Genomic DNA, 21,749 nt, shown 5'->3' with positions numbered 1-21,749 from the left:
GCTGCCAGCGTCAATCAGCAGATTTCTCGATCTCCTTCGGCGTGGCGTGAACCGGCGGGCGGCCAGCGCCGCGCCTGCGGCCAAGGGCGGCCTTGCGGCGGTAGCTTTCGACGTTCATCTCCATGATGGTGGCGTGGTGCACGAGACGGTCGATGGCCGCGAGCGTCATCGCCTGATCGGGGAAGATGCGGCCCCATTCGCCGAACGGCTGGTTGGCCGTGATGAGAAGCGAGCGCCGCTCGTAGCGGGCGGCGATCAGCTCGAACAGGACGCTGGTCTCGGCCTGATCCTTGGACACGTAGGCGATGTCGTCGAGGATCAGCAGGTCGTAGCGGTCGAGCTTGGCGATGGTCGCCTCCAGCGCCAGCTCGCGCCGCGCCATCTGCAGCCGCTGCACGAGATCGGTCGTGCGCGTGAACAGGACGCGCCAGCCGTTCTCGACGAGAGCCAGGCCGATGGCCGCGCTGAGATGGCTCTTGCCGACGCCAGGCGGACCGAACAGCAGCAGGTTGGAGCCGGTCTCGAGCCAGACATCGCCGGAGGCGAGCGCCATCACCTGCGCCTTGGACAGCATCGGCACGCTGTCGAAGTCGAAGGTGGCGAGCGTCTTGCCTGCGGGCAGGCGTGCCTCGGCCATGTGCCGCTCGATCCGGCGGCGGGCACGGTCGGCCACCTCGTGCTCGGCGAGCGCGGCGAGGAAGCGTGCGGCGGGCCAGCCTTCCTTGTCCGATTGCGCTGCGAGCTTCGGCCAGATCGCCTTAACGCTGGGCAGGCGCAACTCGGTGAGCAGCAGTTCGACGCGGGCGGCATCGATCGATGTCGTCATTCCGGTCATGCTGCATCTCCGGTGTTCGAGGTCACCGGCACGAAGCCGACGGAGGCCAGCTCGTCGTAGGCGGCGAGCGGAGCCAGCTCGACGGCGACGTGCGGGATCGGCGCCTTCTCGGGCCGGAAGCGGACGCGCAGCGCGGCGAGATCGGGCAGCCGTCCGGCATCGAGATCGATGGCGATGGTATCGGCGAGCTCGGCCTCGCAGGCCCGCTCGTGGGCCAGGGCGAGAAGCTCGACCGTCACCTTGCAGGCATGCCGATCATCGTATCGCTCGCGCAAGATCTCGAACGCTCGTCTGTAGGCGGCCCGCGGGAACAGCTGGTCGCGATAGACGAGATTGGCGAGCGCCATCGGCTTGCGTCGCAGGGCGTGGATGACGTGCCGATAATCGACGACATGGCCGCCCCGGTTCTCCGACACCGGCCGGCCACGTCTCAGCGTTGCGACCTGCGTGGTCCCGAGGAAGCATTCGAGGCGATCGTCGAAGATGCGCACGCGCAGACGATGGCCGATCAGCTTCGACGGCACGGTGTAGAACACGCGGCGCAGGATGAAGCCGCCCGATGACGTCACCGGGATCACCTTCTCCTCGAAGTCGCTGGTGCGGCTTCTCGGCAGCGGCGCCAGCGTCTCCTTCTCGAGCGCGATCCGCTTCACGAGATTGGCGTTGCGTCGACCGACAACCACATCGACGAAGGCACGGTAAGCATCGAGGTCGGCGAAGTCACGCGAGCCCCGCAGCAGCAGTGCATCCTCCAGCGCCTGCTTGAGATGGCCGTGGGCGCTCTCGATCGAACCGTTCTCGTGCGCGATGCCGGCATTGTTGCGGGTGGGCACCATGCCGTAATGGCTCATCAGCGCGGTGTAGCGCTGCGTGAGGTCCTCGCGCGCATCACGCGTCAGGTTGCGGAACGCCGCCGACAGGCTGTCGCTGCGATGCTCCTTGGGAACGCCTCCGAGCGCCCACAGCGCGTTCTGCAGGCCCTCGGCGAGGGCGACGAAGCTCTCGCCGCCGAGCACGACATGGGCATGCTCGAAGCCGGAGAACGCCAGGCGGAAGTGATAGAGCCGGTGATCGAGCACAGCACCCGCGATGGTGATGCGAAGCGCGCTGGTATCGGTGAAGTCCGACAGGCCGAGTCGCCCGGGCTCGTGCTCCTGGCGGAAGATGACGTCCCGCTCGGGACCGTTGAGCGCGCGCCAGGCAGTGATGCGGCGCTCCAGCGTCCGTCGGATGTTGGGATTGAGATCGGGATGCCGCCGGCGCAACTCGTCCAGCACGCCGATCGCCCGGATCCCGGGTGCGGCCTTCAGGATCGGCTCGATCTCGGCCTCCCAGTAGGGCGCGAGCGGATCAGGCCGCCGCCGGCCCCTGGGCTCCTCTTTCTGCGACGGCAGCCGTGGATCGGCCTCGATCCGATAGGCAGTCGCGGTCGAAAACCCGGCTTTGGCCGCCGCGGCCTCGGCCGATAACGTCGGTCGGTAACTCATGTATAGCCTCATCTGGTGATCGGTGATGTGGCGGCCAGGCAAGGCGTCGATCCCCTCGTTGTCGAGACGAATCAACAGCTTGCGCTAACCACACCCGGCCGCCAGAGGGCCCGAGACGGACGCCGCCGGCGGGAGCGGTCCTCCGGTCGGGCTACGCCCTCCCTTCGTCCCGCCCCCGCCGGCGCTCTCTCATCCTGATTGTCGCTGCGTTCTCACCTTCATTGTCGCCGCGCAGACGGCGCCATGCGCGCTTCGGCCCGGCCGGAAGCCGTAGCTGTGCTCGCTGAAGGTCGGATCAAGAATGGGCTGCAGCACTTGCAGCAGCGCCTGCTGGATCAGACGATCCGTCACCGTCGGGATGCCGAGCTCGCGCTCGCCGCCCTCGGGCTTGGGGATCGCCACCCGTCGCACCGGACTGGGCCGGTACGCCCCCGACAACAGTTGCTCGCGGATCGCCGGCCACGCCGTACGCAGCTGCGCGGCGGTCTGGTCAATGTCCAGACCGTCCACACCGGCTACGCCTTTGTTGGCCCGCACCCGCTTCCACGCTTGTTGCAGGTTCTCTCTCGCCAGCGCCGCCAGAAGCAGCGCCGACCCTGTGCCCTTCGGTTCATGCCGCGGGCGACGAGCTTCATCACTGCCCGAGCCACACGCGGCTTCACCGCGTCCTACCCCGGACCGCCCTGCTCGCGCAGGCATCTGATGCGATGCTCGCCACATCGGCATGGCGTCGAACACTCCCTCTCGTTCGGCCCTTCGCCTGCGGGACGGCTTCGCAGCCTTCCCACCGGCTACTACGACCTCGGCTGACTTCTCGCTCCGGCTCGACACCGTCGCCCTTTCGGGCATGAGGCGAGATCTCCCCAGGTAAGAACGCACTCCTTCACTGCACGACCGCCGGATCTACGCCGCTTCCCCTTGATCACGAGAGCTTCGCGATTACTGGCCCGCTCGCCCTGGTCGGCAACGCCTTCTATCCGGTTCTTATTCATCGGCCCGCAGCTTCGCTCCACGCTTCCTCCCCACACTCGGTCGCCCTCATGCGGTTGCGCTTCGCTTCGCTCGTTGTGATCAACTCACGATGGGACTTGCACCCATAAGAGGGCGCCCATGCTGGGCGCACCAAAAAAAGGCGCGGGGCTGGCCCGCGCCTTTCCGATCGTCAGAGGTTTGCGTCGATCGCTGATCAAAGCGACGACACGGCGCCATGATGACGCCGACGCCACTCGCAAGTGCGGTTTACCGCACTTGCGCAACTCACAACCCGTTGGCGCGTCGGGTAGTCGCCTCGCTTACTCGATGATCGAGGCGACGACGCCGGCACCGACGGTGCGGCCGCCCTCGCGGATGGCGAAGCGCAGCTTCTCTTCCATGGCGATCGGCACGATCAGATGCACTTCCATGGCGATGTTGTCGCCCGGCATCACCATCTCGGTGCCCTCCGGCAGGTGCACCACACCGGTCACGTCGGTGGTGCGGAAGTAGAACTGCGGACGGTAGTTGGTGAAGAACGGCGTATGGCGGCCGCCCTCCTCCTTGGTCAGGATATAGGCCTCGGCCTTGAACTTGGTGTGCGGCTTCACCGAACCCGGCTTGCACAGCACTTGGCCGCGCTCCACTTCCTCGCGCTTGGTGCCGCGCAGCAGCGCGCCGATGTTGTCGCCGGCCTGGCCCTGGTCGAGCAGCTTGCGGAACATCTCGACGCCGGTCACCGTGGTCTTCTGCGTCGGCTTCAGGCCGACGATCTCGATTTCCTCGCCGACCTTGATCACGCCGCGCTCGACACGGCCGGTCACCACGGTGCCGCGACCCGAGATCGAGAACACGTCTTCCACCGGCATCAGGAACGGCTGGTCGATCGGACGCTCCGGCTGCGGAATGTACTCGTCAACATTGCGCATCAGTTCCAGGATCGCGTCGTGGCCGAGCTTCGGATCCTTGTTCTCCAGCGCCGCCAACGCCGAACCCTTGATGATCGGGATCTTGTCGCCCGGGAAGTTATACTTCGACAGCAGTTCGCGGACCTCAAGCTCGACCAGCTCCAGAAGCTCCGGATCGTCGACCATGTCGCACTTGTTGAGGAACACCACGATCGCCGGAACGCCGACCTGACGCGCCAGCAGGATGTGCTCGCGGGTCTGCGGCATCGGGCCGTCCGCCGCCGACACCACCAGGATCGCGCCGTCCATCTGCGCCGCGCCGGTGATCATGTTCTTGACGTAGTCGGCGTGCCCCGGGCAGTCGACGTGGGCATAGTGCCGGTTCGCAGTCTCGTACTCGACATGCGCCGTCGAGATCGTGATGCCGCGCGCCTTCTCTTCCGGCGCCTTGTCAATCTGGTCGTATGCCGTGAACGTCGCGCCGCCCGTCTCCGCAAGCACCTTCGTGATCGCCGCAGTCAGCGACGTCTTGCCGTGGTCGACGTGACCAATCGTCCCGATGTTGCAATGCGGCTTCGTACGTTCAAACTTCTCTTTGGCCATTCTTCGTCCACCCTCTGGGGCCGGCGCGGCTGCGCGGCATCGAACGGGCGGCTGGTTACTGCGGAAAACGCCCCTGTTCAAGGGCCAAAATCGGCGTAAACCTACGTCCGGACGCCGGTTTTGGCCGGTTCTGGCGCGGCCGCCGCGCCTGAAAAACACTAGAACATCATAGACTCTCCAGGGAGTGACGACGCCCATGACGCCGCAAGCCGCGACGAAGCCCGCCCAAGACACCGCCACCCCGCACCTGCCTTTCGCCGCGCCCGGCGAACTCGGCCTGTCGCAAGCGCGGCTGCAGCGGATGCGGGCGGCGCTCCAGCGCGAAATCGACAAGGGAACCACCCCCGGGGTCGTCACCATGATCGCCCGCGGCGGCAAGATCGGCTGGTTCGAAGCCCAGGGACGGCTCGACGGCCGGGCCGATCCCTCAACTGCAGCACCGATGACCCGCGATAGCCTTTTCCGCATCTTCTCCATGACCAAGCCGCTGGTCTCCCTCGGCATCGCCATGCTGCTCGAGGACGGTCTGCTGCTGCTCGCCGATCCCATTGAGAAATTCATTCCGGAATTCGCCGACCAGAAGGTCGGCATCGAGGCGGAGGGCAAGCTGACGCTGGTGCCGCGCCAGCGCTCCATCACGATCCACGATCTGTTGCGCCACACCTCCGGCCTGTCCTACGAGATCACCGGCGACGGCCTCGTCCAGCGCATGTATCGCGATGCCAAGGTGCGCCGCCGCGACATCAGCAACGCCGAGCATGCCCGGATGATCGCCGCCCTGCCGCTGATGTGCCAGCCGGGCAGCGAATGGAATTACAGCCGCTCCACCGACATTCTCGGCCGCGTCATCGAGGTCATCTCCGGCCAATCGCTGGGCGCCTTCCTCACCGAACGCATTCTCGCGCCGCTGCGCATGACCGCGACCGGCTTCTCGGTGGATGGGGGCGAGCGGCCGAGCATCGCCGAAGCGTTCCCGACCGATCCCTGGACCGGCGAGCGCGTCGTGCTGTTCGATCCGATGGAAAAGCCGGTGATGGAGTCCGGCGGCGGCGGCCTCGTCTCCACTGCGATGGATTATGCCCGCTTCTGCCAGATGCTGCTCAATGGCGGCGAGCTCGAGGGCATCTCGATCATCGCGCGCAAGACCCTGCAATTCATGACGGCGGACCACCTCGCCCCGCATGTCAAGGTCGAGAGCCACCTTGTTCCGCCAGGCCATTCCTTCGGCCTCGGCTTCGCCGTCCGCACCCATCAGGGCATGGCGCCCTATGCGGGCTCGGTCGGTCAGTATTTCTGGAGCGGCATGGCCGGGACCTTCTTCTGGATCGATCCGGCCGAAGACCTGTTCGCGCTGTTCATGTCGCAAGGGCCGGGCCAGCGCGAATATTTCCGTTCGCAGATCCGCAGTCTGGTCTATGCGGCATTGGTCTAGTGTCCTGTCTCCGAATTACCGCTCCATTTGCCTCATGCTCGCACGGTAATTCGGAGACATAAGGACACTAGCAAAATCAAAGTGCTAGTGTGGCTTATGTCTCGCAATTGCCTACGAGAGCCTTGCCGCAAAGGTGGTAGGCAATTGCGAGACGCCACACTAGATCGGCCTCACGGTCATAACGACGGCCAGTTGAGCGCAGGCAAATCCCGGAACGCCGAAGATGCGCACGGCGCCAGTCGCCGTGCCCGCTCTCGCCCGCGCGGCGTACCGCCCGCCTTCGCGGGCGACAGCAGAATGTGCGTCGGCGCCAGCACGCATTTTCCCTCCGCCACCCCATCCTCCTGCCCGGCCCCGCGCCGGCATCCGTTCGACCAGAAGCCGGTCCGGTCAGCTGATCGTCGCGCCGCCGTCGATCACCATGGTCTGGCCGGTCATGAAGTTGCCGGCGGCAGAGCCGAGGAACACTGCCGCCCCGGCAATCTCGTCGGGAATGCCGATGCGCTGCATCGGCGTGCGTGCGGTCGAGGCTTTCAGATTGTCCGGATTGTCCCACAGCGCCTTGGCGAAATCGGTCTTGATCAGGCCGGGCGCGATGCAGTTCACCCGCACATTATGCGGCCCGTATTCGCAGGCGAGATTGCGCGCAAGCTGCATGTCCGCAGCCTTGGAAATCGCATAAGCGCCGAGAATGGTCGACCCCTTCAGGCCGCCGATCGAGGAAACGATGATGATCGAGCCGTCCTTGCGCGCGATCATCTGCGGCACCACCATGCTGATCAGCCAATTGTTGGCGACGATGTTGTTGTCGAGGATCTTGCGGAACTGCTCGTCGGAAATGCCGGCCAGCGGCCCGTAATAGGGATTGGAGGCCGCGTTGCAGACCAGCACGTCGATGCGGCCCAACACCCGGTTGGTCTCGTCGACGAGGTGCTGCAGGTTCTCCTTGCTGGAGATGTTGGCCGCCAGCGAGACGGCGCTGCCCTTGCCGAAGCGGCCGTTGATCTCGGCGCTGACGGCATCACAGACGTCCTGCTTGCGCGACGAGATTACCACCTTGGCGCCATGCTCGACCATGCGTTCGGCGATGGCGCGGCCGATGCCGCGGGTCGATCCGGTGATGACCGCGATCTTCCCGGTCATGTCGAACAGTGTCATGGTTTCTCCTGCAGTTCTCTTTTCCATGTCCTTAGCCGAGCTTGATCTCGGGCCCGGCCGGCTGGTGCATGGCGGCATGGGACGGATCGGCGATCCACGGCTGCTGATTGATCATCGGCACCCGCCAGCCGATCGGCGCATCGCCGGACAGATGATCGAGGCGCGTCACCGAGCAGTTGTCGATGGTGAAGGCGAAGCCGCCGGCGGCCGGCAGTCCGAGCGCATGGGCGATCGCCGCCTTGATTGGGCCGCCATGGGACGCGACGACGATGTCGCAGCCGCGGTGCTGGGCGTTGATGCGCTCGATCGCTGCGCCGACCCGCTCGAACAGGTCCACGAAGCTCTCGCCACCCGGCGCCCGCTCATCCGCCGGCGCGAACCAGTAACTGCCGATTTGCGGGGGACGGCTGGCAAAGAATTCGGCGCGGTTGCGCCCCTGCCATTCGCCGAGATCCTGCTCGGCGAAGGCGCGCTCCTGATGCAGCGCTTCGGGCGGCGGCAGGCCGGCGGTCCAGATCGCCTGCGCGGTCTGGTGGGTGCGCCTGAGATGGCTCGCATACCACACCGCGTCCCTGGGCAGGATGCGCGCCATCGCGGCGAACACCGCCGTGTCGCTGCAGTCGCAATTGAGATCCTTCTGGCCGTAAATACGACCGTCGTCCTCGCGCACCGGCGCGTGCCGCACCCACCACCAGCGGGTGATCTCAACGCCGGCCGAAGGATGCGGAATGCCAGCGGTCGAGCGCGGCAGCGGTCCCGACATGGTCAGATCGGCTTGCCGGTATAAGGCATCGAGGCAGTGAGCCCACCGTCGACCGGGAAGGCCTGGCCGTTGACGTAAGATGCCTCGTCGCTGATCAGGAACAGGCCCATGGCGGCGATCTCATGCGGCTGACCGGCGCGCTTGAGCGGATTGAGCTGACCGATCTTGCTTTCGGTGCCGCACTCCTTGGCACTTTCGAAGATCGGCTTGGTCATGCCAGTCTCGATCAGGCCGGGGCAGACGGCGTTGATGCGCACCCCGGTGCCCGACAGCGAATAGGCGGTGGTCTGCACCAGGCTGATGACGCCGGCCTTGCTGGCCGCATAAGGATGTCCGCTGGCTCCGGATTTCAGCCCGGCCACCGAGGCGGTGCAGACGATTGCGCCGTGGCCCTGCTTCACCAGATGTGGACTGGCGTGCTTCACTGCCAGGAACGGCCCGATCAGATTGATGCGCAGGATCTCCTGCCAATGCTCCGGCGTCTGCTCGGCGAGCGGCTTGAGGCCGCCGCTGACGCCGGCATTGGCCCAGATACCGTCAAGCCGGCCATAGATCGCAATCGCCCTGTCGATGAAGCCGGCGACGTCGGCTTCAGAACCGGCATCGGCGACCACGGCCTCGGCGGTGCCGCCCGATCGACGCACCTGATCGACGGTATCCTTGACGGCCTCGCTGCGATCGACCGCGATCAGTCGCGAGCCTTCCTTGCAGAACAGCAGCGCAGCGGCGCGGCCGATGCCGCTGCCCGCGCCGGTGATGATGACGGATTTGCCTTCGAGCCGAGCCATGGCATTCACTCTCTCTGTCGAGATGGATAACGACTGCGCAAGAGCCGCCGCGGACCGCGGCGGCGCAGTTCACTCCGCGCCCGCCTTGCGCGCGAACGTCCACGCCGCCTGCGCCAGTGGAATGCGGCGCGCAGCCGATTCCGCCGCCCGGGCGTTGGCAGCGGTGCCGTCGCGGATTCGGGCGGCAATGCCCTGGACGATGCCGGCGAGGCGGAACAGGTTATAGGCGAAATACCAGTCGAGATTTGCCACACCCGGCCGGCCGGTGGCCTTGCAATAAATCGCCTCGGCCTCCGCCATGGTCGGAATATTCAGCGACCGCAGATCGACGGCGTCGAGCCCGGGCATCACCCACTGCATCAACAGATAAGTGAAGTCGGCGAGCGGATCGCCCAGCGTCGACAGTTCCCAATCCAGCACCGCAATGACCCGTGGCTCGGTGGGATGAAAGATCATGTTGTCGAGACGATAGTCACCATGAACGACCGAAACCCGCTCCTGCTCCGGCACGGTGCGCGGCAGCCATTCAATCAACTTCTCCATTTCGGGAATGAGATCGGTCTCGGACGCCCTGTACTGCCTCGTCCAGCGTTCGACCTGCCGGGCGAAATAGTTGCCCGGTTTGCCGAAATCGGCAAGGCCGATCGCAGCCGGATCGTATTGGTGAAGCCGCGCCAGGGTCTCGATCTTGTTGGTGAAGATGGCGCGACGCTCCTCCGGAGCCTGGTTCGGCAAGGTCGGATTCCAGAACACGCGGCCCTCCTCCATCGACATGATGTAGAAGGTCGCGCCGATCACGGCCTCGTCCATGCACAGGGCGTAGGCCTTCGCCACCGGAAAGCCCTGCTTGTAGAGCGCATCGATGACGCGGAACTCGCGGTCCACCGCATGGGCCGACGGCAGCAACTTGCCGAACGGCTTGCGCCGCATCACATAGGCGCGCTGCGGCGTGTCGAGGCGATAGGTCGGATTGGACTGGCCGCCCTTGAACTGCGACACAGTCAGCGGCCCGGCATAGCCCTCCACATGACCGGCCATCCAGCGGTCGAGGCTCGCCTCGTCGATGCGATGGCGTTCCTCGACCGGCTTGGTGCCGGAGAAATCCGCGTCGTCCCTGACGCCGAGACCCATGCCAGAACTCCGTCTTACCTTGCCTTGGCCCGTCAGTGGCTGGTCGGCGCATTGGCGTATTTGCGCGTCTCCATGCGGGCGATGGCGCGGTTGTGCACCTCGTCCGGGCCATCCGCAAGACGAAGCGTGCGGATATTGGCATAGGCCTTGGCGAGGCCCGCCTCGTCGGACACGCCGGCGCCGCCGAAGGCCTGAATGGCGTCGTCGATGATCTTGAGCGCCATGTTGGGCGCCGCCACCTTGATCATCGCGATCTCGAGCTGGGCGGTCTTGTTGCCGACCTTGTCCATCATGTCCGCGGCCTTGAGGCACAGCAGGCGGGTCATTTCGATATTGGTGCGGGCCTCGCCGATGCGTTGCTCCCAGACCGAATGCTCGACGATCTTCTTGCCGAAGGCGGTGCGCGACGACAGCCGGCGGACCATCTTCTCCAGCGCTTCCTCGGCCTTGCCGATCGTGCGCATGCAGTGATGGATGCGTCCGGGACCGAGGCGGCCTTGGGCGATCTCGAAGCCGCGCCCTTCGCCGAGCAACAGATTGCTCGCCGGCACCCGGACGTTCTCCAGCAGCACCTGGGCGTGGCCATGCGGCGCATCGTCAAAGCCGAACACCGGCAGCATGCGCTCGACCTTGATCCCGGGACTGTCGAGCGGCACCAGAATCTGCGACTGCTGCTGGTGCCTCGCCGCCTTCGGATCGGTCTTGCCCATCAGAATGGCGATCTTGCAGCGCGGATCGCCGACACCCGACGACCACCATTTGCGGCCGTTGATGACATAGTGGTCGCCGTCACGCTCGATCCGCGTCTCGATATTGGTGGCGTCCGACGAAGCCACTGCCGGCTCGGTCATCAGGAAGGCTGAGCGAATCTCGCCGTCCATCAGCGGCCGCAGCCATTTGCGCTTCTGCTCCTTGTCGCCGTAGCGGATCAGCACTTCCATGTTGCCGGTATCCGGCGCCGAGCAATTGAACACTTCCGATGCCCAGAAGATGTGCCCCATCTGCTCGGCCAGCAGCGCGTATTCGAGATTGCTCAGGCCGGCGCCGCGGAACTCGTCATCCTCGTGAGACGACGGCGGCAGGAACATGTTCCACAAGCCCTCCGCCCTAGCCTTCTTCTTGAGGTCTTCGAGGATCGGGATCACCTTCCAGCGCTCACCCTGGGCATCCTGCTCGTTGTAGATTTTCTCCGCCGGCCGGACGTGCTTGTCCATGAAGGACGTGACGCGGTCGAGCCATTCGCGCTGGCGATCGGACATGGAGAAATTCATCGGACGATCCTCGTTGCTTTCCGTTTGTTCAAAATTTGGCGGCAGTGTCTGCCTGCGGCACGGCCTCCGCAAGAGCCTTGTCGGCATCGCCGCGCGGCGGAATTCCGCGACACGGACGATTGACAACGCCGCTCCTTCAAACGATAGTTTCATACAATAGTTTGAATTACAATCGGCCGCAGGTCGTCGCAGTCACAGATTGTCGAAGTCACGGTTCGGCGAAGTCACAGAGCCGGATCCATCCCCCATCGCATTTGCAAGGGCCCTCGCGCGCTGATGTCCACCGACCTGACCAAAGCCGCGATCCTCAGCGCCGCTGAAACGCTCTATGCCGAGCGCAGCTTCGGCGAAGTGAGCCTGCGCGACATCGTTGCCGCGGCGAATGTCAATCTCGCCGCGGTCAACTATCATTTTGGGTCCAAGGACGAGTTGCTCGCCGAGCTGTTTCTCAGCCGCGCCAGCGCCCTCAACCGCGAGCGCTTCGCCGAACTGCAGGCGGCCGAGGCCGCTGGCGACGGGCGCGCTGAGGTCGAGGCGATCCTGCGGGCGCTGGCGGGACCGCCGCTGCGCTGGTGCCTCGGCGCCGACCGTCAGCGCTCCGCGGCGGCGCGCTTCATGACGCGCGCCTCGGTCGAGACCGTGCCGCCGATCCGCAAGATCGTGGAGCGCGACATCGGCCACCTGCGGCGCTTCGCCGAGGCCCTGCGCCGCGCCCTGCCCGGCTGCACCGAGGTCGACATCTATTGGGGACTGCACTTCACCCTGGCGATGATCCGCCAGACCATCACCGACAGTGCGCGACTGCGCCGACTGTCGGGCGATCTCTGCGACCTCGACAATGTCGACGCCATCGTCGAGCGCATCGTCAAGCTCGGCAGCTTCGCTCTATCCGGCAAGAACGCCTCGCCCGGTAGATCACGGACCGGCGCGGCACGATCATGATCTTTCTGTCGCTCAGAAGCACAGATTGCTGACGACATTGCCGCGCTTGTCGCGCAGCGCGTAAGGACATTCGACGCGCTTGAGCGCCGCCTTGGCGTCGTCGTTGCCGAGCGCCGCCGCCTTCTCGAAATAGCCCTTGGCCGCCGCCGAATCCTGCGGCCCGCCGCGGCCGGCCTGCAGGAAGGCGCCGACGCGCTCCATCGCGCCGGGATGGTTCTGCGCCGCTGCCTTCTCGAACAAGGCGCGTGCCCCGGCGTCGTCCTGCGGTCCGCCGCGGCCATCCGCAAGCATCAGCCCGAGCTGATATTGCGCCTCGGCCGAATTGCCCTCCGCAGCCCGCGTCAGCAGCGCCCGCGCCTTGGCCGGATCGGCAGCGGTGCCGGCGCCGCCGCCGAGCGCAGCGAGATTGGTGACGCCTCTGGCGTTACCGGCGCTCGCGGCGCGATCGAACAGGCTGCGCGCCTGGGCCTCATCCTTGGCGATCCCATTGCCGGTGGCGTAGGCAATGCCGAGTTCGACCATGGCGGAGGAGCTGCCCTTGTCCGCAGCCCGACGCCAGGCCGCGATCGCCTCCGTCGGCTTCTGGTCGGAGGCGAGCGCGCGGCCGAGCTGGTACATCGCCCGACGCGAGCCGACCGACGCCGTGCGACAGAACCTGATGGCGGTGGCGATGTCGGCGCGCGCGATCTCGGGCACGCCCTTGACGTCGACCGGCTTGTCGGGATCGGCAGGGTCGGCGGCGACGCGGTCGCACAACACGAGATCGGCCGATTGCGCCCCGACACGCTCGGACAAAGCGAACGCCAGCAGACCGGTAAAGGCAAGGACGGACAATCGACAGCGGACGTTTCGGAACATGTGGCGCGGTATCTCGGTCAAGGCGAGGCTCCCAGAAATTCCTGATCATTTCAACCAAGCTGCGGCCGCTCGCAAGGAGGATTTTCCCCCGGATCGGCAAGAGGCCGGTTGTCAAATTTCGACTATCGGATGGAACGCGGCATCTGGACAGCGGCGGAGGCAGGCTTCATCCTGCTGCGCTATTGCCGGCCGCCTACAACGACAATGCGAGCTGGAACCCTCGGGAGTGGAATGGCAAGGCAGGGAGAAGCCCATGGGCGACACGGCCATCAGCCAGCATGCGGACCGAATACACTTGGCGCTCAAGGCCAACGGCGCCGCCCGCTCCGCCCTCGTCGCGTCCTGGCAGCGCTCCTCCACCCTGCACCACCTCGATCCCGCCGACCGCCGGCCGCCACGCCGGATCACGGACAGCGAACTGCGCCTCGCCCGCGAACGGATGGAGCCCTTGATCCGCGCCGCGCAGGCCAGCCTCGATCGGCTTTATCTTGCCGTCGGCGGCGTCGGCTGCTGCGTGCTGCTGGCCGATCGCAACGGCGTTCCGGTCGAGCGCCGCGGCGCTGCCGCCGATGACCGGACGTTCCAGGATTGGGGGTTGTGGCCTGGCGCCGTCTGGAGCGAGGAGATCGAGGGCACCAATGGCATCGGCACCTGCCTCGTCGAGCAACGCCCGCTCACCATCCACCGCGACCAGCATTTCTTCAGCCGCAACACTCTGTTGTCCTGCACCACGGTACCACTCCACGACCACGAGGGCAAAATCGCCGCCGCCCTCGACATTTCGTCCTGCCGCGCCGACCTGACCGAGGGCTTTCTTCACCTGATCTCGGTCGCCGTCGCCGACGCCGCCCGCCGCATCGAAGCCGAACTGTTCCGGCTCGCTTTTCCCGCCGCTCGCCTGCTGCTCGCTCCCACCCCGGATCATTCACCGGCCGCCCTGATTGCCGTCGATCAGGATGACCTCGTGATCGGCGCCTCGCGCGCCGCCCGGGCGGCGCTCGGCCTGACGGCGGACCGGTTCGCCAAGCCCTTCCCAGCCGCCGACCTGCTCGGCGGCGCAGCGCCCGAAGACATCGGCGAGGCCGAACGCAGCGCGCTGCGCCGAGCGCTGGCCCGCGCCAATGGCAATGTCTCGGCCGCGGCGCGCCACCTTGGGGTGTCCCGCGCCACGCTGCACCGCAAGCTTGCGCGCTTCGGACTTGAACGCACCGGCTGATCGAGCTGGTGACCCGAGCTGTCGCAATTCTGCGACAGCCTGAGCCTGCGACCTGCGCGCGCCTGCCTGACAGTGCGACGCGGTTTCATCATTGTCCGCCCCAACGCCGCATCACGTGGCGGATGTCTCTGGGAGGACAGCATGAACAAGGTGGAATTCTTCCACGCGGCCGAAGTGCCCTTCGCCAAGCGCTACGACAATTTCATCGGCGGCCGCTGGGTGGCGCCGAAGTCCGGGCGCTATTTCAATAATTTGTCGCCGGTGAACGGCCGGCCGCTGTGCGAGATCGCACGATCGGACGAAGCCGACATCGAGGCCGCGCTAGATGCCGCCCACAAGGCCAAGGACGCCTGGGGCAAGACCAGCCCCGCCGCGCGCGCCCTGATCCTCAACCGCATCGCCGACCGGATGGAGCAGAATCTCGAGCTGCTGGCACGCGCCGAGACCTGGGACAACGGCAAGCCGATCCGCGAAACCACTGCCGCCGACCTGCCGCTCGCCGTCGATCATTTCCGCTACTTCGCCGGCGTGCTGCGCGCCCAGGAAGGCTCGCTCGCCGAGATCGACGAGAACACCGTCGCCTACCACTTCCACGAGCCGCTGGGCGTCGTCGGCCAGATCATTCCGTGGAATTTCCCGCTGCTGATGGCCTGCTGGAAGCTCGCACCGGCGCTTGCCGCGGGCAATTGCGTGGTGCTCAAGCCGGCGGAGCAGACCCCCGCCTCGATCATGCTCTGGGCCGATCTCATTGGTGACCTACTGCCCGAAGGCGTTCTCAACATCGTCAACGGCTTCGGCGTCGAGGCCGGCAAGCCGCTCGCCTCCTCGCCGCGCATCGCCAAGATCGCCTTCACCGGTGAGACCACGACGGGCCGGCTGATCATGCAATATGCCAGCCAGAATCTGATCCCGGTCACTCTCGAGCTCGGCGGCAAGTCGCCCAACATCTTCTTCCAGGATGTCGTCGCCGAAGACGACGATTTCTTCGACAAGGCGATCGAAGGTTTCGTCATGTTCGCGCTCAATCAGGGCGAGGTCTGCACCTGCCCGAGCCGCGCGCTGATCCATGAAAAGATCTACGACCGCTTCATGGAGCGGGCGCTCAAGCGCGTCGAGGCGATCGTCCAGGGCGACCCGCTCGATCCGGCGACCATGATCGGCGCCCAGGCCTCCTCGGAGCAGCTCGACAAGATCCTGTCCTATATCGATATCGGCCGGAACGAAGGCGCGCAGGTGCTCACCGGCGGCGCGCGCAACAAGCTCTCCGGCGATCTCGCCGGCGGCTATTACGTCAAGCCGACGGTGTTCAAGGGCAACAACAAGATGCGGATCTTCCAGGAGGAGATCTTCGGCCCGGTGGTCGCCGTCACCACGTTCAAGGACGATGCCGAGGCACTGGCGCTGGCCAACGACACGCTGTACGGCCTTGGTGCCGGCATCTGGAGCCGCGACGCCAACCGCCTCTATCGCTTCGGGCGCGCTATCCAGGCCGGCCGGGTGTGGACCAACTGCTATCACGACTATCCGGCACACGCGGCCTTCGGCGGCTACAAGCAATCCGGCTTCGGCCGCGAGAACCACAAGATGATGCTCGACCACTATCAGCAGACCAAGAATCTCCTGGTCAGCTACAGTCCGAAGAAACTCGGCTTCTTCTGATCTCGACAACCTCCCGGGATCGGCGTCACGGCGCGGCTGCAAAGCCGCGCCGTTGGCGTTAATGAGCCCGGCGGCGCCACCGCATGAGCGCACCGGCAGACTGGCGCGACAATTCAGCGGAAACCGAAGAGACTCCACGTTATGGTGCCGATGAAATCGCCGGCGAGCCCTGCCCCGCATGAAGCAAATCGTTCGACACCTTGTTGCTGCTCATCGCGTTCAGACCGCCATGGCCGGCGCGCGGCTCGCCGTCCTGCTCCTGCCGCGCACGGGGTGGTCCGACGAAGGCCCGAGCTTCTCCTGCGCCCGCGTCACCAGCACGGTGAACAAGCTGATCTGGGCCACGCCTTCGCTCGCGGCACTCGACCGTGATCTGGCCGATCTCGTCAAGGCGATGCCGGCGCAGCCGACCGTCGACGCTGCGGCACTGCGGGCCGCGGAAGAGAGGTGGGTCGCAGATCTGCTGCGGCGCGGCAATGACGCGGCCTGCATCGAGACCAGCGACCGTCGGCACCTCGATGAATTGCGGATGACGAGCGCCGGCGCAGCTAGTGTCCTGTCTCCGAATTACCGCCCCATTTGCCTCACCCCCGCACGGTAATTCGGAGACATAAGGACACTGGCAAAATCAAAGTGCTAGTGTGGCCTACGTCTCGCAATTGCCTACGAGAGGCTTGCCGCAAAGGCGGTAGGCAATCGCGAGACGCCACACCAGTGTGGTGGATCTGACGCTCGTTTCAGTATTGCAGCGAGTTCTTCGAACGCGCGTCAGATCCAAAACCACACTAGAATCATAATGATGCTAGTGTCCCCTTGTTTCCAACGTTCGTATGAGCGCCTGCTGCAATGGGATACGAACGTTGGAAACAGGACACTAGCCCGGCCAACACCGAGGAGACGCACCCCTTCCCGGCGCCGGATCCGCTCCTTGCGGACGCCCTCGCCCTGATCGGAAAGTCCGCGCCGGCTTCAACCAGCGGCTCCGATCCGCTGTCCGGCTTCCTGGCAAGCAAGAATGGCGGCTTCATCCTGCAGAAGGGTGCCACCATCTTCATCCTGGAGAAGGCAGGCACCCGCGTCGCAGACCTGCCGCATTGCGGATTTTGCGGTGCTGCCGCCGGCGTCAGGCGGTAGCGTGCTCGACTGCACGATGCCCGATGGGACCGGCCCTGACATCCTGTCTCACGGCTTCGGCCTGCGCGCCGTCAAGAACCGCAACCTGGCCTACTGGGAGATCGACATGCAGAACGGCAAGCTCATCCGCCAGCCGCTCGACGTTCTCAATTGGAGAACGACGACCCGCTGCCACCAGCCGGTGATCGGGGAATAGAAGAGCGGGGAACAAGATACCCTGGCCAATCTCGGCCGGTGCCCGTGAGGGCGCCCAGAAAATTTAATCAGGAGGTTGCCGACCTGGACAGGGCCGGTCATACCACCGAAGGCGTGCCCTGTGTCGCGACAGGCGAGACAAGAGACGCTAGAATTGCATCTCTGAGCAGCCTGCGCAGAACGCGGGTCATTTTGGATTTACCTAAATGGCCGTCCTTTTCAGTGTCTGGATCGTGCTGACCGCGGCGTGGTTTGCCGTGCTGATCCACATCGCAGGGCTACAGCAAGTCTTAGATTCCTTGCCAGGTGCGTTGGTGCCGCCAGTCATGCTTCTTGCGATCTGGATCGCCCTGAATTGGGCCTTCACGGGAACCGGCCGCCCATGAAGTGGGCGGCACGGGCGAGATGCTCAGACAGGTCGAGCGCATCTCGAAGAAGATTATCTCGGCTGCAGGCTTGCGACCGGAACTGACGTTCGGATCCGTTGGCCGTCGCGGCGGAGCGACCAAATCGAACACGTCGGGGTTGACCACGACGCGGCTGATGAAGAAAGGCAATGGTCATCGCCAAAGGCCATCATCCGCTACGTCTACAACAATGATGAAGCCAATCAGGACGCAGAACTGAAGCGCATCAGCGACGCACCAAAACGTATGTCATTTTCAGAAGACGACTGCACCAATCCGCGCGGGTTGAAGCCTGTTGTGCATACGGCTCCTGATAGCCAAATTTCAGGACTCATCTGCACGAAACTCGTCTATGCTCAATACTCGTGTGCACCAAAGCGAGGTGAGCATGGCGACCGATACCACTCCGATTACCGAGAACGGCGTAGCCACCCTGCCAGAAAAGGCATGGGAGCGTGCGCGTCGTCGCGCGGAGATCATCGGGCCGCTGGCACAGTCGGAAACGGTCGGGCATGAAGCGGCCGACGTGGCAGCCCAAGCACTCGGTCTGTCCCGGCGGCAGGTCTACGTCCTGATCCGCCGTGCCCGGCAAGGTTCGGGGCTAGTCACTGACTTGGCTCTTGGGCAGTCGAGCGGCGGCAAAGGCAAGAGTCGCTTGCCGGAGTCGGTCGAACGAGTCATCCGCGAACTACTGCAAAAGCGCTTCCTGACCAAGCAGAAGCGCAGTCTGGCGGCGTTCCACCGCGAAGTGGCGCGGGCGTGCAAGCTGCAAAAGCTGCGGGTGCCAGCGCGCAACACGGTGGCGTTGCGGATCGCCAGCCTCGATCCGCTCAGGACCACCCGCCTTCGGGAAGGCCAGGATGCGTCCCGCACACTGCAAGGTGTTGGTGGTGTTCCGCCGCCAGTCTCCGCGCCGCTGGAGCAGGTACAGATCGACCACACAGTCATCGACCTGATCGTGGTGGACGAACGCGACCGGCAACCAATTGGCCGTCCGTACCTTACTCTCGCCATCGACGTGTTCACCCGCTGCGTGGTTGGCATGGTGGTCACGTTGGAAGCGCCGTCCGCCGTCTCTGTCGGCCTGTGCCTTGCGCATGCCGGCAGCGACAAGCGCCCTTGGTTGGAAGGGCTGAATGTGGAAATGGACTGGCCAATGAGTGGCAAGCCCAGGCTGCTTTACCTGGACAATGCAGCCGAGTTCAAGAGCGAGGCGCTGCGCCGTGGCTGCGAACAGCATGGCATCCGCCTGGACTATCGCCCGCTTGGGCAACCACACTACGGCGGCATCGTGGAACGGATCATCGGCACGGCGATGCAGATGATTCACGACGAACTGCCAGGGACGACCTTCTCCAACCCTGACCAGCGCGGGGAATACGCCTCCGAGAAAATGGCCGCCCTGACGCTGCGCGAGTTGGAGCGCTGGCTGCGCGGCGACAATGAAGGTGAGAACGCAGCGACAATCAGGATGAGAGAGCGCCGGCGGGGGCGGGACGAAGGGAGGGCGTAGCCCGACCGGAGGACCGCTCCCGCCGGCGGCGTCCGTCTCGGGCCCTCTGGCGGCCGGGTGTGGTTAGCGCAAGCTGTTGATTCGTCTCGACAACGAGGGGATCGACGCCTTGCCTGGCCGCCACATCACCGATCACCAGATGAGGCTATACATGAGTTACCGACCGACGTTATCGGCCGAGGCCGCGGCGGCCAAAGCCGGGTTTTCGACCGCGACTGCCTATCGGATCGAGGCCGATCCACGGCTGCCGTCGCAGAAAGAGGAGCCCAGGGGCCGGCGGCGGCCTGATCCGCTCGCGCCCTACTGGGAGGCCGAGATCGAGCCGATCCTGAAGGCCGCACCCGGGATCCGGGCGATCGGCGTGCTGGACGAGTTGCGCCGGCGGCATCCCGATCTCAATCCCAACATCCGACGGACGCTGGAGCGCCGCATCACTGCCTGGCGCGCGCTCAACGGTCCCGAGCGGGACGTCATCTTCCGCCAGGAGCACGAGCCCGGGCGACTCGGCCTGTCGGACTTCACCGATACCAGCGCGCTTCGCATCACCATCGCGGGTGCTGTGCTCGATCACCGGCTCTATCACTTCCGCCTGGCGTTCTCCGGCTTCGAGCATGCCCATGTCGTGCTCGGCGGCGAGAGCTTCGTCGCCCTCGCCGAGGGCCTGCAGAACGCGCTGTGGGCGCTCGGAGGCGTTCCCAAGGAGCATCGCAGCGACAGCCTGTCGGCGGCGTTCCGCAACCTGACGCGTGATGCGCGCGAGGACCTCACGCAGCGCTACACCGCGCTGATGAGCCATTACGGCATGGTGCCCACCCGCAACAATGCCGGCATCGCGCACGAGAACGGTTCGATCGAGAGCGCCCACGGCCATCTCAAGCAGGCGCTGGAGGATGCACTGCTGCTGCGGGGCTCGCGTGACTTCGCCGACCTCGATGCTTACCGTGCCTTCGTCGATGTGGTTGTCGGTCGACGCAACGCCAATCTCGTGAAGCGGATCGCGCTCGAGAAGGAGACGCTGGCGCCGCTGCCGAGAAGCCGCACCAGCGACTTCGAGGAGAAGGTGATCCCGGTGACGTCATCGGGCGGCTTCATCCTGCGCCGCGTGTTCTACACCGTGCCGTCGAAGCTGATCGGCCATCGTCTGCGCGTGCGCATCTTCGACGATCGCCTCGAATGCTTCCTCGGGACCACGCAGGTCGCAACGCTGAGACGTGGCCGGCCGGTGTCGGAGAACCGGGGCGGCCATGTCGTCGATTATCGGCACGTCATCCACGCCCTGCGACGCAAGCCGATGGCGCTCGCCAATCTCGTCTATCGCGACCAGCTGTTCCCGCGGGCCGCCTACAGACGAGCGTTCGAGATCTTGCGCGAGCGATACGATGATCGGCATGCCTGCAAGGTGACGGTCGAGCTTCTCGCCCTGGCCCACGAGCGGGCCTGCGAGGCCGAGCTCGCCGATACCATCGCCATCGATCTCGATGCCGGACGGCTGCCCGATCTCGCCGCGCTGCGCGTCCGCTTCCGGCCCGAGAAGGCGCCGATCCCGCACGTCGCCGTCGAGCTGGCTCCGCTCGCCGCCTACGACGAGCTGGCCTCCGTCGGCTTCGTGCCGGTGACCTCGAACACCGGAGATGCAGCATGACCGGAATGACGACATCGATCGATGCCGCCCGCGTCGAACTGCTGCTCACCGAGTTGCGCCTGCCCAGCGTTAAGGCGATCTGGCCGAAGCTCGCAGCGCAATCGGACAAGGAAGGCTGGCCCGCCGCACGCTTCCTCGCCGCGCTCGCCGAGCACGAGGTGGCCGACCGTGCCCGCCGCCGGATCGAGCGGCACATGGCCGAGGCACGCCTGCCCGCAGGCAAGACGCTCGCCACCTTCGACTTCGACAGCGTGCCGATGCTGTCCAAGGCGCAGGTGATGGCGCTCGCCTCCGGCGATGTCTGGCTCGAGACCGGCTCCAACCTGCTGCTGTTCGGTCCGCCTGGCGTCGGCAAGAGCCATCTCAGCGCGGCCATCGGCCTGGCTCTCGTCGAGAACGGCTGGCGCGTCCTGTTCACGCGCACGACCGATCTCGTGCAGCGGCTGCAGATGGCGCGGCGCGAGCTGGCGCTGGAGGCGACCATCGCCAAGCTCGACCGCTACGACCTGCTGATCCTCGACGACATCGCCTACGTGTCCAAGGATCAGGCCGAGACCAGCGTCCTGTTCGAGCTGATCGCCGCCCGCTACGAGCGGCGCTCGCTTCTCATCACGGCCAACCAGCCGTTCGGCGAATGGGGCCGCATCTTCCCCGATCAGGCGATGACGCTCGCGGCCATCGACCGTCTCGTGCACCACGCCACCATCATGGAGATGAACGTCGAAAGCTACCGCCGCAAGGCCGCCCTTGGCCGCAGGCGCGGCGCTGGCCGCCCGCCGGTTCACGCCACGCCGAAGGAGATCGAGAAATCTGCTGATTGACGCTGGCAGCGCTT

The 21,749-nt window shown here is 65.5% G+C and carries 20 protein-coding genes and 1 pseudogene; 11 read left to right on the top strand and 10 right to left on the bottom strand.

Annotated elements, in window-relative coordinates; genetic code table 11:
• Positions 1-10 precede the first annotated feature (10 nt).
• From istB (DB459_RS18970) to tuf, 4 genes are all read right to left on the bottom strand, one after another.
• On the bottom strand, positions 11-835 hold the full coding sequence (gene istB, locus DB459_RS18970) for an IS21-like element helper ATPase IstB (protein WP_305884140.1): 825 nt from the start codon (positions 833-835) through the stop codon (positions 11-13).
• Positions 832-2,334 (bottom strand): IS21 family transposase, encoded by a 1,503-nt coding sequence (gene istA / locus DB459_RS18965; protein ID WP_253713630.1) that lies wholly within the window; start codon positions 2,332-2,334, stop codon positions 832-834. The genes istB (DB459_RS18970) and istA (DB459_RS18965) overlap by 4 nt, the downstream gene beginning before the upstream one ends.
• A 177-nt stretch (positions 2,335-2,511) precedes the next feature.
• A complete protein-coding gene (locus tag DB459_RS18960) occupies positions 2,512-3,060 on the bottom strand; it encodes a reverse transcriptase domain-containing protein (RefSeq protein WP_253706804.1) in 549 nt (182 codons plus the stop codon).
• Between the two features lie 554 nt (positions 3,061-3,614).
• Positions 3,615-4,805 carry an elongation factor Tu gene (tuf, locus tag DB459_RS18955; RefSeq protein WP_253706803.1) on the bottom strand — a complete coding sequence of 397 codons (1,191 nt, stop codon included), beginning with the start codon at positions 4,803-4,805 and terminating at the stop codon, positions 3,615-3,617.
• Positions 4,806-5,001: 196 nt separating this feature from the next.
• On the opposite strand from tuf, the gene DB459_RS18950 reads away from it, so the two are divergent.
• Entirely contained in the window at positions 5,002-6,237 is a 1,236-nt protein-coding gene (locus DB459_RS18950; RefSeq protein ID WP_253706802.1) for a serine hydrolase, read from the top strand.
• Positions 6,238-6,627: 390 nt separating this feature from the next.
• On the opposite strand, the gene DB459_RS18945 is transcribed toward DB459_RS18950, so the two are convergent.
• The 5 genes from DB459_RS18945 to DB459_RS18925 form a co-directional block, all read right to left on the bottom strand.
• Positions 6,628-7,395, bottom strand: a complete 768-nt coding sequence (locus DB459_RS18945; RefSeq protein ID WP_253706801.1) for an SDR family NAD(P)-dependent oxidoreductase — start codon at positions 7,393-7,395, stop codon at positions 6,628-6,630.
• A 31-nt stretch (positions 7,396-7,426) separates the two neighbouring features.
• Positions 7,427-8,158 (bottom strand): histidine phosphatase family protein, encoded by a 732-nt coding sequence (locus tag DB459_RS18940; protein WP_253706800.1) that lies wholly within the window; start codon positions 8,156-8,158, stop codon positions 7,427-7,429.
• A 2-nt stretch (positions 8,159-8,160) separates the two neighbouring features.
• Positions 8,161-8,946: an SDR family NAD(P)-dependent oxidoreductase gene (locus DB459_RS18935; RefSeq protein WP_253706799.1), complete on the bottom strand. Its 786-nt coding sequence runs from the start codon at positions 8,944-8,946 to the stop codon at positions 8,161-8,163.
• Positions 8,947-9,015: 69 nt separating this feature from the next.
• Positions 9,016-10,077 (bottom strand): phosphotransferase family protein, encoded by a 1,062-nt coding sequence (locus DB459_RS18930; RefSeq protein WP_253706798.1) that lies wholly within the window; start codon positions 10,075-10,077, stop codon positions 9,016-9,018.
• Between the two features lie 32 nt (positions 10,078-10,109).
• Entirely contained in the window at positions 10,110-11,348 is a 1,239-nt protein-coding gene (locus tag DB459_RS18925; RefSeq protein WP_253706797.1) for an acyl-CoA dehydrogenase family protein, read from the bottom strand.
• Positions 11,349-11,624: 276 nt separating this feature from the next.
• Here DB459_RS18925 and DB459_RS18920 point away from each other — a divergent pair, with 276 nt between their 5' ends.
• On the top strand, positions 11,625-12,290 hold the full coding sequence (locus DB459_RS18920) for a TetR/AcrR family transcriptional regulator (protein ID WP_253706796.1): 666 nt from the start codon (positions 11,625-11,627) through the stop codon (positions 12,288-12,290).
• Positions 12,291-12,302: 12 nt separating this feature from the next.
• Here the strand turns inward: DB459_RS18920 and DB459_RS18915 are convergent, their stop codons facing one another.
• Positions 12,303-13,148 carry a tetratricopeptide repeat protein gene (locus DB459_RS18915; protein WP_371926995.1) on the bottom strand — a complete coding sequence of 282 codons (846 nt, stop codon included), beginning with the start codon at positions 13,146-13,148 and terminating at the stop codon, positions 12,303-12,305.
• A 253-nt stretch (positions 13,149-13,401) separates the two neighbouring features.
• Between DB459_RS18915 and DB459_RS18910 the strand changes: the two genes are divergently transcribed.
• The 9 genes and pseudogenes from DB459_RS18910 to istB (DB459_RS18870) all read left to right on the top strand — a co-directional run bounded on the left by DB459_RS18910 (position 13,402) and on the right by istB (DB459_RS18870) (position 21,735).
• Positions 13,402-14,364 carry a GAF domain-containing protein gene (locus DB459_RS18910; protein WP_253706794.1) on the top strand — a complete coding sequence of 321 codons (963 nt, stop codon included), beginning with the start codon at positions 13,402-13,404 and terminating at the stop codon, positions 14,362-14,364.
• A 141-nt stretch (positions 14,365-14,505) separates the two neighbouring features.
• A complete protein-coding gene (adh, locus tag DB459_RS18905; protein WP_253706793.1) occupies positions 14,506-16,023 on the top strand; it encodes an aldehyde dehydrogenase in 1,518 nt (505 codons plus the stop codon).
• A 178-nt stretch (positions 16,024-16,201) separates the two neighbouring features.
• Positions 16,202-16,624: a hypothetical protein gene (locus tag DB459_RS18900; RefSeq protein WP_253706792.1), complete on the top strand. Its 423-nt coding sequence runs from the start codon at positions 16,202-16,204 to the stop codon at positions 16,622-16,624.
• A 245-nt stretch (positions 16,625-16,869) separates the two neighbouring features.
• Positions 16,870-17,157: a hypothetical protein gene (locus DB459_RS18895; protein WP_253706791.1), complete on the top strand. Its 288-nt coding sequence runs from the start codon at positions 16,870-16,872 to the stop codon at positions 17,155-17,157.
• A gap of 16 nt (positions 17,158-17,173) precedes the next feature.
• The gene (locus tag DB459_RS18890) at positions 17,174-17,353 is read left to right on the top strand and encodes a hypothetical protein (RefSeq protein ID WP_253706790.1); all 180 of its coding nucleotides are present in this window, start codon (positions 17,174-17,176) and stop codon (positions 17,351-17,353) included.
• Positions 17,354-17,558: 205 nt separating this feature from the next.
• On the top strand, positions 17,559-17,738 hold the full coding sequence (locus DB459_RS18885) for a hypothetical protein (RefSeq protein WP_253706789.1): 180 nt from the start codon (positions 17,559-17,561) through the stop codon (positions 17,736-17,738).
• 409 nt (positions 17,739-18,147) lie between these two features.
• Positions 18,148-19,191: pseudogene (locus tag DB459_RS18880) on the top strand (transposase); the annotation flags it as partial.
• Positions 19,192-19,411: 220 nt separating this feature from the next.
• Positions 19,412-20,914: an IS21 family transposase gene (gene istA, locus DB459_RS18875; RefSeq protein WP_253713630.1), complete on the top strand. Its 1,503-nt coding sequence runs from the start codon at positions 19,412-19,414 to the stop codon at positions 20,912-20,914.
• Positions 20,911-21,735, top strand: a complete 825-nt coding sequence (gene istB / locus DB459_RS18870) for an IS21-like element helper ATPase IstB (RefSeq protein WP_305884140.1) — start codon at positions 20,911-20,913, stop codon at positions 21,733-21,735. Before istA (DB459_RS18875) ends, istB (DB459_RS18870) begins: the two co-directional genes overlap by 4 nt.
• Positions 21,736-21,749: the final 14 nt, after the last annotated feature.

This window comes from Bradyrhizobium sp. WD16 (genome assembly GCF_024181725.1).
Classification (GTDB): domain Bacteria; phylum Pseudomonadota; class Alphaproteobacteria; order Rhizobiales; family Xanthobacteraceae; genus Bradyrhizobium_A.
This window is presented reverse-complemented; position numbering and strand designations above follow the sequence as displayed.

What these genes read in the sequence shown, in the direction of transcription:
- istB (WP_305884140.1), top strand. Translation starts at nt 20,911, where the DNA reads ATGACCGGAATGACGACATCGATCGATGCCGCCCGCGTCGAACTGCTG.
- tuf (WP_253706803.1), bottom strand. Translation starts at nt 4,805, where the DNA reads ATGGCCAAAGAGAAGTTTGAACGTACGAAGCCGCATTGCAACATCGGG.
- DB459_RS18900 (WP_253706792.1), top strand. Translation starts at nt 16,202, where the DNA reads ATGAAGCAAATCGTTCGACACCTTGTTGCTGCTCATCGCGTTCAGACC.
- DB459_RS18925 (WP_253706797.1), bottom strand. Translation starts at nt 11,348, where the DNA reads ATGAATTTCTCCATGTCCGATCGCCAGCGCGAATGGCTCGACCGCGTC.
- DB459_RS18940 (WP_253706800.1), bottom strand. Translation starts at nt 8,158, where the DNA reads ATGTCGGGACCGCTGCCGCGCTCGACCGCTGGCATTCCGCATCCTTCG.
- DB459_RS18890 (WP_253706790.1), top strand. Translation starts at nt 17,174, where the DNA reads ATGCCCGATGGGACCGGCCCTGACATCCTGTCTCACGGCTTCGGCCTG.
- DB459_RS18910 (WP_253706794.1), top strand. Translation starts at nt 13,402, where the DNA reads ATGGGCGACACGGCCATCAGCCAGCATGCGGACCGAATACACTTGGCG.
- DB459_RS18885 (WP_253706789.1), top strand. Translation starts at nt 17,559, where the DNA reads ATGGCCGTCCTTTTCAGTGTCTGGATCGTGCTGACCGCGGCGTGGTTT.
- adh (WP_253706793.1), top strand. Translation starts at nt 14,506, where the DNA reads ATGAACAAGGTGGAATTCTTCCACGCGGCCGAAGTGCCCTTCGCCAAG.
- DB459_RS18895 (WP_253706791.1), top strand. Translation starts at nt 16,870, where the DNA reads ATGGGATACGAACGTTGGAAACAGGACACTAGCCCGGCCAACACCGAG.
- istA (WP_253713630.1), top strand. Translation starts at nt 19,412, where the DNA reads ATGAGGCTATACATGAGTTACCGACCGACGTTATCGGCCGAGGCCGCG.
- DB459_RS18945 (WP_253706801.1), bottom strand. Translation starts at nt 7,395, where the DNA reads ATGACACTGTTCGACATGACCGGGAAGATCGCGGTCATCACCGGATCG.
- DB459_RS18950 (WP_253706802.1), top strand. Translation starts at nt 5,002, where the DNA reads ATGACGCCGCAAGCCGCGACGAAGCCCGCCCAAGACACCGCCACCCCG.
- istA (WP_253713630.1), bottom strand. Translation starts at nt 2,334, where the DNA reads ATGAGGCTATACATGAGTTACCGACCGACGTTATCGGCCGAGGCCGCG.
- DB459_RS18935 (WP_253706799.1), bottom strand. Translation starts at nt 8,946, where the DNA reads ATGGCTCGGCTCGAAGGCAAATCCGTCATCATCACCGGCGCGGGCAGC.
- DB459_RS18930 (WP_253706798.1), bottom strand. Translation starts at nt 10,077, where the DNA reads ATGGGTCTCGGCGTCAGGGACGACGCGGATTTCTCCGGCACCAAGCCG.
- DB459_RS18915 (WP_371926995.1), bottom strand. Translation starts at nt 13,148, where the DNA reads ATGTTCCGAAACGTCCGCTGTCGATTGTCCGTCCTTGCCTTTACCGGT.
- DB459_RS18920 (WP_253706796.1), top strand. Translation starts at nt 11,625, where the DNA reads ATGTCCACCGACCTGACCAAAGCCGCGATCCTCAGCGCCGCTGAAACG.
- istB (WP_305884140.1), bottom strand. Translation starts at nt 835, where the DNA reads ATGACCGGAATGACGACATCGATCGATGCCGCCCGCGTCGAACTGCTG.